Origin of the sequence: Ancylobacter sp. (assembly GCF_965279025.1) — a bacterium.
In the GTDB taxonomy this organism is placed as follows: Bacteria; Pseudomonadota; Alphaproteobacteria; order Rhizobiales; family Xanthobacteraceae; genus Ancylobacter.
The window spans coordinates 33,214-47,470 of the sequence record NZ_OZ257132.1 but is presented as its reverse complement, the minus strand read 5'-3'; the positions used below and the strand labels follow the sequence as shown (position 1 = coordinate 47,470).

The 14,257-nt window shown below is 72.5% G+C and carries 8 protein-coding genes; 7 read left to right on the top strand and 1 reads right to left on the bottom strand.

The window, feature by feature from the left end; all coding sequences use genetic code 11:
• From ACQY76_RS00190 to ACQY76_RS00165, 6 genes are all read left to right on the top strand, one after another.
• Positions 1-2,028, top strand: a complete 2,028-nt coding sequence (locus ACQY76_RS00190) for a hypothetical protein (protein WP_428030913.1) — start codon at positions 1-3, stop codon at positions 2,026-2,028.
• Entirely contained in the window at positions 2,025-5,654 is a 3,630-nt protein-coding gene (locus ACQY76_RS00185) for a hypothetical protein (RefSeq protein ID WP_428030912.1), read from the top strand. The genes ACQY76_RS00190 and ACQY76_RS00185 overlap by 4 nt, the downstream gene beginning before the upstream one ends.
• Before the next feature lie 10 nt (positions 5,655-5,664).
• A complete protein-coding gene (locus ACQY76_RS00180; protein ID WP_428030911.1) occupies positions 5,665-8,250 on the top strand; it encodes a hypothetical protein in 2,586 nt (861 codons plus the stop codon).
• Between the two features lie 54 nt (positions 8,251-8,304).
• Positions 8,305-9,405, top strand: a complete 1,101-nt coding sequence (locus tag ACQY76_RS00175; RefSeq protein ID WP_428030910.1) for a hypothetical protein — start codon at positions 8,305-8,307, stop codon at positions 9,403-9,405.
• 159 nt (positions 9,406-9,564) lie between these two features.
• On the top strand, positions 9,565-10,746 hold the full coding sequence (locus ACQY76_RS00170; protein ID WP_428030909.1) for a nucleotidyltransferase domain-containing protein: 1,182 nt from the start codon (positions 9,565-9,567) through the stop codon (positions 10,744-10,746).
• Positions 10,743-12,446 carry an ATP-binding cassette domain-containing protein gene (locus tag ACQY76_RS00165; RefSeq protein WP_428030908.1) on the top strand — a complete coding sequence of 568 codons (1,704 nt, stop codon included), beginning with the start codon at positions 10,743-10,745 and terminating at the stop codon, positions 12,444-12,446. Before ACQY76_RS00170 ends, ACQY76_RS00165 begins: the two co-directional genes overlap by 4 nt.
• A 14-nt stretch (positions 12,447-12,460) precedes the next feature.
• On the opposite strand, the gene ACQY76_RS00160 is transcribed toward ACQY76_RS00165, so the two are convergent.
• Positions 12,461-13,333: a LytTR family DNA-binding domain-containing protein gene (locus ACQY76_RS00160; RefSeq protein WP_428030907.1), complete on the bottom strand. Its 873-nt coding sequence runs from the start codon at positions 13,331-13,333 to the stop codon at positions 12,461-12,463.
• A gap of 67 nt (positions 13,334-13,400) precedes the next feature.
• Here ACQY76_RS00160 and ACQY76_RS00155 point away from each other — a divergent pair, with 67 nt between their 5' ends.
• Positions 13,401-14,246, top strand: a complete 846-nt coding sequence (locus tag ACQY76_RS00155) for a phosphatase PAP2 family protein (RefSeq protein ID WP_428030906.1) — start codon at positions 13,401-13,403, stop codon at positions 14,244-14,246.
• Positions 14,247-14,257 lie beyond the last annotated feature (11 nt).

Genomic DNA, 14,257 nt, shown 5'->3' with positions numbered 1-14,257 from the left:
ATGCCGACACCCGGCGCGTCCCCGCCCGAGGCTCTCACGGTCGAGCTCTACGACGCCTATCTGCCGGCGCTCACCGCCGGCACGCACCGCGTCGTCGTGCAGCAGACCATCGCCTACCAGCCCCCGGCGGGGCCGGCGCAGGCGCAGGCGCATCATTACTACCGCGACGAGGCCTTCCTGGTGTCCGGCCCGCGCTTTTTCATCGACGAGAATGATATCCATGCCCGGTCTCCCTCGCACGGGGCAATGGGCGATTTCGAGCGGCACATTCCCTCCATCGTCCTGCGCAAGCGCGCTCTGCCGTGGGAGCGGGAGCTGGCGCTGGGCGAGGGGGTCGCCAAGGAGTCCGTTGCCCCGTGGCTGGCGCTGCTGCTGCTCACCGAGGCCGAGTTCCAGGCGCAGGGCGGCGAGGAGGCGGTGCGCGCCATTCCTCCCGCCGATCTGTTCGTGGCCACGCGCCGCAGCGCCGACGGCACCGTGCTGTTCCCCCGGCTCGAGCCCGAGCCGGGCAATGATGCGCGGGATCTGCGCGCCCAGGTGATGGATCTCGACCGCGCCCTGGTGCGCCGGCTCTGCCCGACGCGGGACGATCTGGCGCGCCTCGTCCACGTGCGCAGGGCCGCCATGGACGACAAGCCGCGCGCCGCGATGCACGGCGCCGGCGAGTTCCCGGTGGTGAGCGCCGGCCGCATTCCCGCGCCCGGCGCCAACATCGCCCTTCTCGTCTCGCTCGAAGGCTGGGAAGAGCTGATCGAGGGGGCGGGCGCGTCCCTGCCGGCGGGGCCGGACCGGCTGCGGCTGGTGATCCTGTCGCGCTGGCGCTTTACCCACGATCCCGCCTTCGCGCACAGCTTCCCGGCCGTCGCCCGCGACCTCACCACCGACCTCCTGCATGTCGCCACGCCCGAAGGGACGCCGGAAACGCCGGCCCGCATGCTCGCCGCCGGCTACACACCGATGCCGTACCGGCCGGAGGCCGGCGGAGCGGTGCTGGCCTGGTATCGCGGGCCCTTCGCGCCTGCGCCGGTGGCGCCGCTGCCGCTCGATGCCTTCACCCATGCCGACGCGGCGCTGATCGTCTCGCCCGACGATGGCGCGGTGACGCTGTCCTATGCCGCCGCGTGGCAGCTCGGGCGGCTGATGGCGCTGGCTTCGCCCGCCTTCCTTGCCGCCACACGCGCCTTCATCACCGAGGATGCCGGCCCGCGCGAAGTGGCGTTCCGGTTGGACACGTTCATGCGCACCCATTTGCGGGCGACCCAGCGCGAATGGGCGGCCGCCGATGCCGCGTCTGCCGCCGAACCCGCTGCAGCGGGCGAGGAGGCCGCGCCGCCGGGCTATTTCCAGGCGGCGCTGGCGATGCTTGGCTGGCTGCGGGGAATCCTGCTGCTGCAGGGCATCCCGTTCCATTATCTGGTGGCGGGCGAGACATTGCTGCCGGCCGGCAGCCTGCGCTTTTTCCACCTCGATCCCAACTGGGTGCTGGCGCTCGCCAATGGCGCACTGAGCCTCAGCGGCACCGCGACCGGCACGGCCGCTGCCGCCGGCCCTTCGATGCGCGGCCTCGTCTCCCGGATCCTGGAGCGCTGCGTCGCCGGAGCTGCCGCTATGCCCGATCCCGGCGAGGATTATCTTGACCGGCCGCGCACCGGCTTCCTGCTGCGCTCGACGCTGGTGGCGGACTGGCCGGGGCTGGAGACGCACGTCGCCACCACGCCGGAATCGGCGCGCCCCGTCCGGCTGGAGCGGCTGGCTGGCGACCTGTTGCTCGGCATCGCCGAAGGGCAGATCACCTCGCTCACCTTCCGGGAGCCGCCGGAAGGGCTGGCGTTCCGTCTCGCGGCGCCGCGAGAGGGCGTGCCGGAACCGGACGAACACCGGCAGTTCAGCCCGCTGGCGCGCCTGCGGGCGCTCAGTGTCCTCGGCCTCGCGCCCGCCGTGCCGGATCCGCTGTCCGCCGCCGCCTTCGCCGCCATATCGCTGAGCAGCGGCAGCAGCCAGAGCTTCGTCTGGGAGTCCGTGCGATGAACCCCGCCAGCCCGTCCACCGCGCCGTTGCTGGTGCCGCTCCAGCTCGAAGCGCTTGTCATCGAGGGCGAGGTCTCGCCCGACACCGGCGAGATGTTCCTTGCGCGGCACACGGCCGCGCGCGGCGCTTCGCTGCGTTGGAAGCCGACGCGCGCGAATTACGGGCCGGCGCTGCGCAATCTGCTCGATCCCAAGCTGAACCCGTTTCACGGCGCGGTGCCGGAGGCCGGAGGCCGGCTGGCGCTGCGCGAGAGCGAACGCCCGAAGGGCGGCGACCGCGGCGTCCATCTGCGCTGGATCGTTCCCGCCGGCCTGCGCAAAGCGCTGGGCAACAACAGCCTGCATTTTCCCGCCCTGCCGGACCAGTGGCTGATCCTGCGCATGGCGCGCCGCGCGGCCTCGCCCCGCGACGTGGAGCTGAAGGCGTGGGTGGTCGATGGCTCGGCCTATCCGGGCGATGCCGCATCGGCCAGCCTGCCGATCGCGACCCCGGGCCGGGAGCCGTCCGCCGGGCCGGAGCTGACGGCGCAGCCCGTCGGCATTGCCGTGCCATTGGACGCCTTCGACGCCGCCCGCCACGCGCAGATGCCGCGCACCACGCTCACCGCCATGGGCACGCCCTGGACCGGCTCGCCCACCTTCGCGACCTCCCTGGCGGAGAACCGCAACATCCTGTCCTGGCATGACACGCTTGCCGACCTGCGCGATGCGCAGGGCAGGCTGGCGCTGGCCTGCGTCAGCTACGCCCTTGTCGGCTGGTATTTTTCAGCCAGCGCGGACCCGCTGGCGGCCTTGCCGCGCGTGCTGAAGGACGCCGCCGGCCAGCCCGCCGATCTCGCGGCGGTGCTCGGCCATCTCGGCTGGAGCCTTGCCGGCGACGCCGATGCCGCGCCGGGCCCCTGCCTGTTCCACGGGCAGGTCGCGCACATCAATTTCTGGGATGGCGCGCGCTATCGCGGGCCGCTGCTCGGCACGCCGCAATCGCCGCCGGCCCATGCCGGCCTGTCGCCGCAGGAGGAGCGGGTGGCGGTCGGGCTCGGCGCCTCGGTGCCGGCGGCGCTGTCCGCGCTGGTGTCGGACCAGTGGTGGAGCGACGAGGTCGACCCGGAGAACCGCCCGAAATGGGCGGTGCTGGAGGGGCATCTGCTGGGGGCGGCCGACCCCGCCGGGCTCGATGCCGGCGAGCGCCGGCGGCTCGACCATCCGCTGGGATTCAAGGCGCTGGACGCCGGGATGCGGCACAGCTTCGTGCAGAACGGCAACGCGGCGGACAATTCCCCCGTATTGGCGCCCGCGCAGGCGCAGGAACTTGAGCGGCTCAACGCCCGGCAGTCGGCGCTCAATGACGCGGTGCGTGCGCTGGCGGCGCGCGGCCATGGTCTGCGCACGCTCTGGCGCGAGCGGGTGATCGCGGTGCGGCTGGGCACGCTGCGCCCCGCCGGGCGGCCGGAGGTGCTGGCGGCGCTGGAGGCCGATCTCGGTGCTTTCGGGCAGGCGGTCGAGGCGGCGCGGGCCACCGCCGTGCGGCTCGCCGCCGATGTCGATGCGCTGCGTGCCGGCCTGCCGCAAGGCTGGGGCCTGAGCGCCTCTGCCGAACCGCGCTTCTGGGCGGCGGCGGACCCGGTGGTGATGCTCGCCGGCCTGCCGGGCGCCAACCGTCCCACGCAACCCGCCCCCCTGCCGTGCCGAAGGCCCGCCGACCTCTTCGCCAACGTGCCGGCCGCGGGCGGGCGCGCCGGCTTTCCGCAAGCGGCGCTCGCCGCGCTGGCGGGCACGATCGCGGAAAAGCGGCTGCCGCTGGCCGGCCACCTCGCCGCGCTTCTGGGCGAAGCGGCGCGGATGGAACAGGCGGTCGCCTCGGAAGCCTTCGCCCGCACCACGCCCTTTGCCGGGCAGGGGGACTGGCAGGACTGGAAGGAGGCGCTGCAGGCGCGCTTCCGTTCCGGCACACCGGGGCGCTCCATGGTGCTGCTGGGCGGCAGCGGGCGGGAGGTGCTGCCGGAAATGCTGGTCGCCGTGTGGGGCCAGCAGCCCTGGTCGCCGCTCTATATCGATTGGGACCTCGTCTGGCATGCGAGCCCCGGCGGGCTGAAGGACTGGACCTTCGCCACCGGCCAGCATCCGCTGCACTATGATTACCGCCAGCCCGCGCATGTGCCGGCGGCCCGGCGCGACACGCCGGCGCGGGTGAGGGGGCGGAGCCTGCTCGCGCCGATGGACGGGCGCTTCGTCACCGGCGCGCTGGAGGCGGCGATCGCCGAATCGCGCCTTAACAATGGTGATTTCGCCGCGCTGACCCGTATGCCGCTGGTCGGGCAGGAACTCTCCGGCCTCACCGCGACGGTGCGCCGGCTCAACGCCCAGGCGCTGATGCCCGCGCCCGATGCCGCCCTGCCATGGCTGACCCCGCTTGCCGACGGCCGGCTGCAGGCGGCGACCGCGGCGCTGGTGGAACTCGCCGCCGGGCTGCGCATCGCCCTGCCGGCATCGCCGCCGCCCCTCACTGCCAGTGAGAAGGCGCAGGCCGCCCCGCTCGATGCCGGCTGGTTCCGCATCGAGCATCTCTGGGTGGTCGATGATTTCGGGCAATGGGCCGAGCCGGTCAGCCGGCCGGAGACGCGGGTGCAGCCGCATCCGCGCTCGCGCCTGCGCCTCGGGGCGGAAGCCGACGATACGCAATGCGGCCCCTTCGCCCTGCCGCCGCGCCTCGTCGACGGCGCCCGGCTGGACGTGCGGTTCGCGGGGCCTTCCTCGCCCCTGCGCGGCTGGCTTTATGTCAACCGGCTGGACAATGCGCTGGTCGTCTGCTCCGGCGAGGGCCAGCTGCTGGGCGAGCTGGCGCTGCTGCCGGGCCGGCCGGGGCCGCGCGTGGCCTGGCGCAGCCTCGCCGCGCCCGGCCCGGTGACGCTCGCCGGGATCGCCGATCCGGTGCTGGCGCATCTGGCCGGCTGGCTGGCGGACGCGACCCGGGGCGGCGAGCGCCTCGCCGGGATGATGCTTGCCATCGAGTCCGCCCTTCCCACCATCCGCCGCCGCGAGGCCGCGCCGGAGCACCTGCTGGTTGGCCGTCCGCTGGCGGTGGTGTCGGCGCGCGCGCGCCTGCAGTCGGTGCGCGGCGCGGCGGGGGAGACGTCCGGCGGCTCGCTGCAGCTGCCGCTGCGCATCGGCAACCGGCGGAGCCCGCAGGATGGCCTTGTCGCCCATGCGCAAGGGCTGAGCTTCGGTGCCGTCGCGCCCCTCGACGTGACCGAGCCGCCGCTGGCGAGCTTCGCCGAGGCCAGCGATCTGGTGCTGGTGATGGACCCGATGGCCTCGGTGGAATTCGCCTGCGGCGTGCTGCCCGCCAAGACGGTGAACCTGCCGCCCGACGAGGTGCGCGCGGCGCTGGCGCGGCTGGAGATTGGCTTCGGCGTCGGGCCGGTGCTCTGCCGGGGCGGCCTGCCCATCCTGCCGCCGCCGGCCAGCCATGGCGGCCGCTGGGAACTGCGCGCCGCGGATGGCGCCAGCGTGCCGGTCACCGCGCTTTCGGCCGATCCGCGCTTCGACGGATCGATCCCCTCGGCGATGGAGGGGCGGCTGATCCTGCGGCGCCCCGAGCGACCGGCAAACGCGACACGAGAGGCGTGAGAACGGATCCATGATGATGCACCGCAGACTGTCGCGCACCCTTCTCGCTACCGTGCTGCTGGCGGGGATCGCCTCTCTCGGCGCCGGGCCGTGCCGGGCACAGTCCGGCGCGCCCGCTCTCGAGGCGCGGGTCGTGCCCGGCGAGACGCCCACGCTGCAGCTGGTGGTGCCGCCGCTTTCCCCGGGTGACGGCGCGCCGCGTCCCCGGTTGATCGAGATCGTGCTGGACACGGACAGCCTCGCCGATGCGGTGATCCGCGAGGAGACCGACACGCTGTGGCAGGATATCGGCCGGGCCAATGGCGTGCTGCAGAATGCCGGCGGCGATCCGCCCTGGTTCCTGATGCGCAGCGATGCCGCCGAGCCGGGCAAGACCCGCCTCGGCATCGCCAATTTCGATCTCAACGGGCACGAAGGCCAAAACGCGCTCACCCGCGCCGGCGACCAGCCGCTGCGGGTGATCCTGCCGCTGCGGCCGGGCGACCGATCCCTGCCGCTGCAGGTGAGCGTCGGCACCAGCCTCGATGCCCTGTCGCCGCCGGTCACCGTCGAGGCGCGGCTGGAAAAGCCGGCCGAGCCGGACCGGGAGGCGAGGGTCCGGTTCGACGCCGATATGGCGCCGCTCACGGCGCTGGCGCTCGGCACCACGGTCACCCTGAGCTGGGATATACGTCCCTGCGTGCAGGCGACGCTGAGCGGACCTGTCGACTACCGCGAGCCGGTGCTGACCATCGCGCCGGAGCAGGGGGCCTGCACCGGGTCGAAGAAGGTGCTGGCGCTGGGGCCGGCGACCTACCAGCTGACGGCCGAGACCACCGGCACGCCGGACAGCCGCCTGAGCGTCATCCTCACCCGGACGCTTTTCCTCGATGTCCGCCGGCTCGACCAGTTCGCCAATCTCTCGCTGTCGCCGCCTTCCGTGCTGCCCGGCGGCACGGTGAAGGCGCGCTGGTACATCCGCGAATTGCCGGCCGACGACCGGCGCGAGGCGGTGCTGGCCTGGACCGACCTGCACGGCAACCGCCGGCTCCAGCGCCTGCGCGCCTCGGCCAGCCAGACCACGGCGGGCGAGATGAGCTTCGTCGTGCCGCAGGCGGCGGGCGAGGCGGATACCACCGTTCGGCTGCATTACGGCGACGAGACGATTGAACGGGCCTTCGATATCGAGCGCTGGCAGGCCGCCGGCCGCAGCGCGCTCGCCACCGGCGAACTGCGCGGCATGGCGTTCGCGGGCGGTCGGCTGGTGCTGTGCAGCGAGAAGGGGCTGTTCTTCTCGGCCGTCGGCGCGGGCGGTGGCATGGGCGCCGACGGCGTCGGCAAGGTCAACGAGCCGTTCCCGGACTTCGTCCGCGAGCCCCTGCGCGTCGGCGACCGCGCCTCCAGCCTGCACCCGGTCCAGGAATCGCCCTGCCTCGCCGTCCACGCCCTCGATGCCGAGCGCGTGGCGGCGCTGGTCGCCATCGGCGAGACCGCGCCCGGCCGCCCGGCTTTCGCCGAGATGACCATCGTCTCGCCCGACACACAGACGGCGACCTATCCGGTGACGTTGGCGGACGACCCCATCGACACCGCCGCCCCGCAGCGCCGCGACTACCAGCTCGCCCTGCTGCGCGGGCGCATCCTCGTCCAGGTGCAGATCGGGCCCACCGATCGCAGCACCGATCTCAACCCGCGCTCCTCGGTCAAGGCGTTCTCGATCAGCGAAAGCGACATCGCCACCGGCAAGGGTGGGTGGCGGGCCGAGCCGCTGCTCGCCACCAACGAGCTGCGCCCGCGCTATGGCTGGCAGATGATCGACGGCTTCGGTGCCGACAATGAGACGCTGTTCCTGCTCAACGAGGTCAGCGGCACGCTGGCGCGCTATGAGGTAACCGCCGACAGCGCCGCGCTGCTCGCCGAGGCGCGGGCGAGCGGCTCCCCCGCCAGGCTGGCGGCGGCGCGCGCGGCGGTCGCGGTCGACTATCCCGTATCGGCCCGCAGCGTCGGCCGGGAGCAGGTCGACGCGCTGGCGCAGGGGCCGCTCGTCAATGTCGGCGGCGTGCTGGTCTCGCTGGGCGCCGGGCTCGCCTACAACCCGCAGACCAATGAGTGGCAGCCGGGATCCTTTGGCCAGTCGGGCGGCACGGGCAGCGTCGCGGCTTATCGCGGCGACAACGAACCGCGCCTCTGGCTGATGAAGGCCAATGGCGAGCGCTTCAGCCTGCCGGTCGAGAGCCCGCGCCTGTTCGCCGCCGACTATTTCGAGAACAGGCGCGTCGCCAGCCTTCCCTATCTCGAACGGGGCGCGCGCCTGACCATCAAAAGCCGCGCCGCGCTGACCTGGCGGACCGACCGGCGTACCGAGCTGCAGCCGAAAGCGCAGAGCCTTGAGACGGGCACGTGCACGGTGAAGGGCGTCACCACCTCGATGCCGATGGTGGTGAGCGAATATGCGCTGGCCTATCCCGATCGGCCCTTCGAGCTCATCGGCGTGTCCGACGACGGCAGGACCAGCGTGTCGAAGGCCCATCTGGGCAAGGGCGCCTGGGACGTCACCATCAGTTCCGACCCGTGCGTCACGGTTCGGGTCGAGCCGGCCCCGGTGGCGAGCCGGTGAGGCCATGGCAGAGCCGGCGCGCCCGGCCGCATTCCCTCAGCAAGGAACAGGACAATGAGCGACGACACCGTGACGCCGTTATGGACCCTCACCCGGGTCAGTCAGGTCGACGGCACCAATCTGAGCCTCACCCGCGAGGGCGAGAGCGTGCCGAAGATGGAGATCACGCCGGATGGCCGCACCACCTTCAACACCTCCGTCACGGTCAGCGGCCGTGTCGTGGTGGGCGACACGGTTTCCGCCGCCAAGGGGCCGGTGACGATCGCGGGCGGCCTGTCGGTGAACGGGGAGGCGACGGCCCAGGCCGGGCTGGCGGTCAAGGGCCGGCTCACCGTGGCCGGCAGCATAGAGGCGGCCGAGGGGCTCGCGGGGCCGGGGGCGGTGCCGGTGGGCGCCATCCTCATGTGGTCGGGCAACCCGGCCACGCTGCCCTCGGGGTGGTTCCTGTGCAATGGCGGCGGCTGGCTGCCGAATGGCGACCCGATCCCCGATCTGCGCGGGCGCTTCATCGTCGGCCACGACCCCGGCGACAAGGACTATGCGCGCCTGCACGCAAAGGGCGGCTCGCCCGACCGCACCCTGACGGTCGCCAATCTGCCGAAGGACGACATGCTGACGGTGAAGCAGCTGGTGGTGTCGGTTCCCTATATTGACGGCGACAACAACGCGCTCTCGCGCAATGTCGGCCGGGATGTGAAGATCGGGTCGAACGGCGCCTCCCAGCCCTTCGACATCCGGCCGCCTTGGCACGCGCTGGCCTATATCATCTATGGCGGGCCCGGCGCCCGCGTCTCGGCCGACCCCAACATGCGGGCGGTGCTGCGCAATGGCGAGTTCTTGAGCGAGGGGCAGTTCGTTGCCTCGCCGTCGGGGCGCTACGCTTTGCTCCTGGCGAAGGGGGGGCGGCTGATGCTTCAGGACATGCAGGATGCGGCACGGCCCCGGCAGCTCTGGATCGCCCGGAAGGGCGATGCCGACGCCACGGGCACCCGGGCGATCCAGCAGGCCGACGGCAATTTCGTGCTCTACCATTCCGCCGGCAACGTCTCCTTCGCGGCCGGAACCTATGGCAAGGGCGTGCTGCTGAAGGTGACGGACGAGGGCAAGGTCACCATCGACAATGCCGAGGGCAGTGCGGCGTGGTCGCGGCCATGAGGCCGGCCGGCGCGCCCGGCGTCTTTGCGCCCGAAGTCTTTGCGCCCGGCGTCTTTGCGCCCACTGGCGAAACCGTTAAAACGTCAGCAGGGTGCGGGCTGGGAGAGCGGTCTCCCCAAGGCCGTCGCGCGGGCGCAGGCCGGACAGTGGGGGCGATCTGTGGGCGAGACGGACGCGGCCTTCGCGCTGCTCCTGCTTCTCTGCGCCGAGGCGGCACGGGGCGGGTCGCCGCCGGCGGCCGTACCGCCTGCCCCGGCGGTGGACGACTGGGACCGGTTCCTGGGTCTCGTTGGCCGGCACCGTGTGTACGGCCTTGTCCATTCGGTGCTGCGCCGCGCGCCCGGTCTGGCGCCGGAGGAGGTGCGCCGGGCCGTGGAGCGCCGCGCGGGGGCGCAGGCGCGCCACAACCTTGCCATGGCGGCAGAAACCGCGCGTCTTCAGCAGCTTTTTGACGCGGCGGGCATCGAGGCGATCTTCTTCAAGGGGGCGCCGCTCGGCCAGCGCGCCTATGGGTCGCTGGCGGTCAAGCATGGCAAGGACATCGATTTCCTGATCCCGCCGGAGGCTCTCGGCCCGCTGCTCGCGCTCGTCATGCGCGAGGGCTATCGCCCGGTCTTGCCGCCGCCGCCGCTCACCTCCTCGACCATCGATGCCCTGCGGGCGATGCACATGGAGGCGGTGCTGGTCGATGCCGTTCGCGGCGTGCATCTGGAGCCACACTGGCGGCTGACGGAAAATCGCCGCCTGCTGCCGCTCGCCCCCCTGCGCGCGGCGGCGGGCACCTATGAGACCCTTGCCGGCGTCGGCCTGCGCGTCTTCCATCCCGACGACGAGTTCGCCTATCTCTGCGTCCATGGCGCGCGCAGCGGCTGGTTCCGCCTGAAATGGCTGGCGGACCTCCATGCTCTGGTGGCCGGCGTGCCGGAAGCGGAGCTGCTGCGCCTTTATCGCCACGCCGAGAGCCGGCGGGCCGGGCCGAGCGCCGTGCTGGCCTTCGGGCTGTGCCGCGACCTGTTCGGGCTGGCGCTGCCTGCGCAGATCGCGGCGCTGAGCGAGACGGCGCGGCAGCGCGCCATGCGCCGGCTCTGCCGGTCCAACCTCGACGACGAAGCCCCGCGATTCGCGGTCCGCCGGGTGTTCCTGCTGCCGCTGCTGCACGCATCCGCCTATGGCGCCGGGGCGGTGGCGGCCGAGTTGCTGCGGTGGAGCGTTAATTTTCAGGATGCGCTGGACGTGCCGCTGCCGCGCCATCTCCACTTTCTCTACCCGCTGCTGCGGCTGCCGCTGGCGCTCGGCCGGAGGCTGCGCGGCAACCCGCACCGCAGGGTGGTCGTCGATTGACCCGGGCGGCGGTATCTTCGGCGCGGCCGGGCCGCCTTCTGCGCGCCTTCCTCCGCGCTCTGGCGGACTCGGCGCGGGGCCGGGGCGCGCTCAGCCTCGTCGCCATCCTCGCCGGGGCGCTGGCCGAAAGCGTCGGGCTGGTGCTGTTGATCCCCGTGCTGCAACTGCTCACCGGCCGCGAGGGACGGGTCGCGGCGTGGTTCGGCGGCTGGAACCCGGATGGCGCGCTGCTGCTTCTTCTCGCCGGCTTTCTGGCGATCATGACGTTGCGGGCGCTGATCCTCTATGCCCGTGACCGGCTGTTGTGGCGGGTGGAGGACGATTTCGTCGAGGCCCAGCGCGGCCGGATCCTGCGGTGCCTGGGGTCGGCGCGCTGGGCGGCGCTGGCGTCGGTCCGGCATGCGGAAATCCAGAGCGTTCTGGCCTCCGACATGGTCCGGCTGGCGATGCTGGTGCGATTCTCCGTCCAGATCGCCGTCGGCGTGCTGCTCATCCTGGTGCAGGGCGGGCTGGCGCTGTATCTCGCGCCGGCGCTGGCGGGCACGCTGTTGTTGGCCTTAGCGCTCGCCGGCTATGGCTTTTCCGGGCTGCGGCGCGCCGAAGGGCTGGGGCACGCTATTGCCCGCACCAACCTCTTGCAGGTGCAGGCCGTCGGCAATCTCCTGTCGGGCCTCAAAGCCGCCCTTGCGCAGGATCTCCAGCAGCGTTTCGTGCGGGAGTTCCACCACGCGCTGGGCGAGGCGCGGGCCAATCGCCGCCGCTTCACCGCGCGCCAGGCCCGCACGCGGATGATCTTCGCCATCGGCTCGGCGGCGTGCGCCTGCCTGATGGTCGCGGCCGGGGCGCTGCTGTTCCATGTGGCGACGCCGGTGCTGATCCTGCTGGTGCTGATCTTCGCGCGGCTGGCCGGCCCCCTCGCGACGCTGCAACAGGCGTTGCAGCAATTCGCCTACCATCTCCCGGCCTTTGCTGCCGTCGACGCGCTGGCCGCGCAACTGGAGGCGGCCGGCACCGCAGCGGCCGTTCTGCCGCAGGCCGTCCCGGAGGGGCGGATCGAGCTGCGCGGCGTCGGCGTTTCCCATGGCGGGGGCGCCGGGCTGGCGGGCATCGACCTTGTCGTCGACCCCGGCGCCTGGATCGCGATCCGCGGCGAATCCGGCTCGGGCAAGACCACGCTGCTGGATGTGCTGGCCGGGCTGATCGCCCCCGGGAGCGGGGAGGTGCGGGTGGCCGGCGTGGCGCTCGATGCCGCCGCCACGGCCGGCTGGCGCGCCCGCATCGCCTATGTCGTGCAGGAGCCCTATCTGTTTCGCGACACCATCCGCAGCAATGTGACGGGCGACGGTGCCCGCGCGGAGGCGGCGCTGTGGGAGGCGTCGGAGCTGGCCGGGGCGGCGGCGCTGGTGCGGCGCCTGCCGGGCGGCCTCGACACCGTCATCGGCGAGGCCGGCGGGCTTCTGTCCGGCGGGGAGCGCCAGCGGCTAGCGCTGGCCCGCGCCCTGTTGCGGGGTCCACGCCTGCTGATGCTTGACGAGGCCACCAACGCCATCGACCTGCCCGCCGAGCGGCGCCTGCTGCAGGCGCTGTCCCGCCTGTCGCCGCGCCCGGCGCTGCTGATGGTGACGCACCGGCCGGAGAATCTCGATCTGTTCGACCGCGTGCTGGAGATGCGGGACGGGCGCTTGCAGCCGGGCTCCTAGCGCCGGCGGCGCCCTCAAGCCGGCCTGCCGAGCCGGGAGAGCGCTCGGAAATTCTCGCCATAGGCCGCCTCGACATCCCGCACATAGCGCTGCGAGACCGGCACGGCGAGGCCGTTGGTCAGCTGGACGGAGCAGGCGCGGCCGGCGCGCACGCATCGCTCCACGCCATGGTCGGCAATCCACCACGAGCGATGCACCTGCCGACCCTGCGCCGGGGCCGTCTCGGCGATGGCGTCGCGCAGCCGCATCAGGATCAGCGCCGTTCCGCGCTCGGTGTGGACGCGCACATAATGGTCCTGCATCTCCAGGCACAGCAGCGGCGCGCGTATGTCCGGCGGCAGCCGCGTCATCAGCGGGGGCGCCGCGACGACATCGACGGCGGGCCGGCCCGGCGGCGGCGGATTTGCGCTCTCCGGCGCGAAAAGCCCCTCCACGGCGAACAGCCCGGCGGGCGCGACGCGGCTGCCAGGGTCGGGCATGAGCCCGCGGGCGAGGTAGAGCGTCAGCGAGCCCAGGACGACGATCTGCAGATAGAGCTCGGTGACCTCGGGAATAGAGGCCTCCCATCCCTTCAGCAGGTCGATCGCGCTGCCGGTTATCGCCACCATGGGCAGCGCGGCGAGGCCGATGATGGTGGCGTGCCGCACCCTCGGATCGGCAATCGGCGCGCCCACGACGCGCGCCAGCCAATGCTCGGTCAGTGCCACGACAAGGAACCAGCAGGCCATCACGCCGGTCCAGAAGCCCACCCGCGCGAAGAAGGGCGGGTCCTCCAGGCCGAACGGGCTGAGCCACGCGAAAGCAGGGCCGAGGCCCAAAGCGAGGCCGAGTTCGGCGGTTCGCCGCTGCAGCCACTCGCTACCCATCGCATTCGCGAAATCGCGCATCGTGGCCTGTCCCCGCCCGTCCGGGATCGCAGATTAGCGAAGAGTTTGGCGCAATTGCGAAGCCGGCATGGCCGGGCCGGGACGGACGGGAGAGAGCTGGGGAGAGCGCGTCGCCGACGCGTATGGGGCCGGCATCGGCGCCAATCCTCGCACCTTTCCCCGGCTGACCTCACCGAAGATGACCCGCCCGAACCTTGCCTCCCGTGCACCCTGCCGCTGGCGCCCGCTGCTGCTCGCTGGCGTGGCGACCGCGCTGGTCTCCGCCGTCTTCTACCTGTTTCCCGGCATCGACCGGTCCGTCACCCGGCTGTTCTTCGTGCCCGGCAAGGGCTTTCCCGCCGCCCGCATCGGCGCGCTGCAGGATTTCCGCCTGTTCGCGTCGCATGTGTCGCTGGCGGTTCCCCTGCTGCTGGCGATCGGGCTCGGCCTGATGTTGGCGTGGCCCCGCAAGCCCGGCCTCGTCCCGCCGCGCCTGTCGCTTTACATGGTCAGCCTGTTCCTGGCGGGGCCGGTTGTGCTGGTGAACGGGGTGCTGAAGCCGTTCTGGGGGCGGCCGCGCCCGGTCAATGTCACGGATTTCGGCGGGCCCTGGCCATTCCAGCAACCGTGGGTGATCGGCGCGCAGGGCCTGGCCAATCATTCCTTCTCCTCCGGCGAGGCGGCGGCCAGTGCCTGCCTGCTGCCGCTCATCCTGTTCGTTCCGCGCCCGTGGCGGTGGCAGGTCGGCGCGCTGCTCGTGGCCTTCGTCGCGCTTGTCGGGCTGAACCGCATCGCCGTCGGCGCGCATTTCCTGTCCGACGTGGTCATCTCCATCGGCCTCATGCTGGTGCTGGCGGCGGGGCTGCACCCGCTTATCGTCCGGCGCGGCGGCGCGATGAAGGAAGGCGGGCAGGGCGACACCGGGGAGACGTGAAGCCGCGCTAT

What these genes read in the sequence shown, in the direction of transcription:
- ACQY76_RS00190 (WP_428030913.1), top strand. Translation starts at nt 1, where the DNA reads ATGCCGACACCCGGCGCGTCCCCGCCCGAGGCTCTCACGGTCGAGCTC.
- ACQY76_RS00175 (WP_428030910.1), top strand. Translation starts at nt 8,305, where the DNA reads ATGAGCGACGACACCGTGACGCCGTTATGGACCCTCACCCGGGTCAGT.
- ACQY76_RS00155 (WP_428030906.1), top strand. Translation starts at nt 13,401, where the DNA reads ATGGCCGGGCCGGGACGGACGGGAGAGAGCTGGGGAGAGCGCGTCGCC.
- ACQY76_RS00160 (WP_428030907.1), bottom strand. Translation starts at nt 13,333, where the DNA reads ATGCGCGATTTCGCGAATGCGATGGGTAGCGAGTGGCTGCAGCGGCGA.
- ACQY76_RS00180 (WP_428030911.1), top strand. Translation starts at nt 5,665, where the DNA reads ATGATGATGCACCGCAGACTGTCGCGCACCCTTCTCGCTACCGTGCTG.
- ACQY76_RS00185 (WP_428030912.1), top strand. Translation starts at nt 2,025, where the DNA reads ATGAACCCCGCCAGCCCGTCCACCGCGCCGTTGCTGGTGCCGCTCCAG.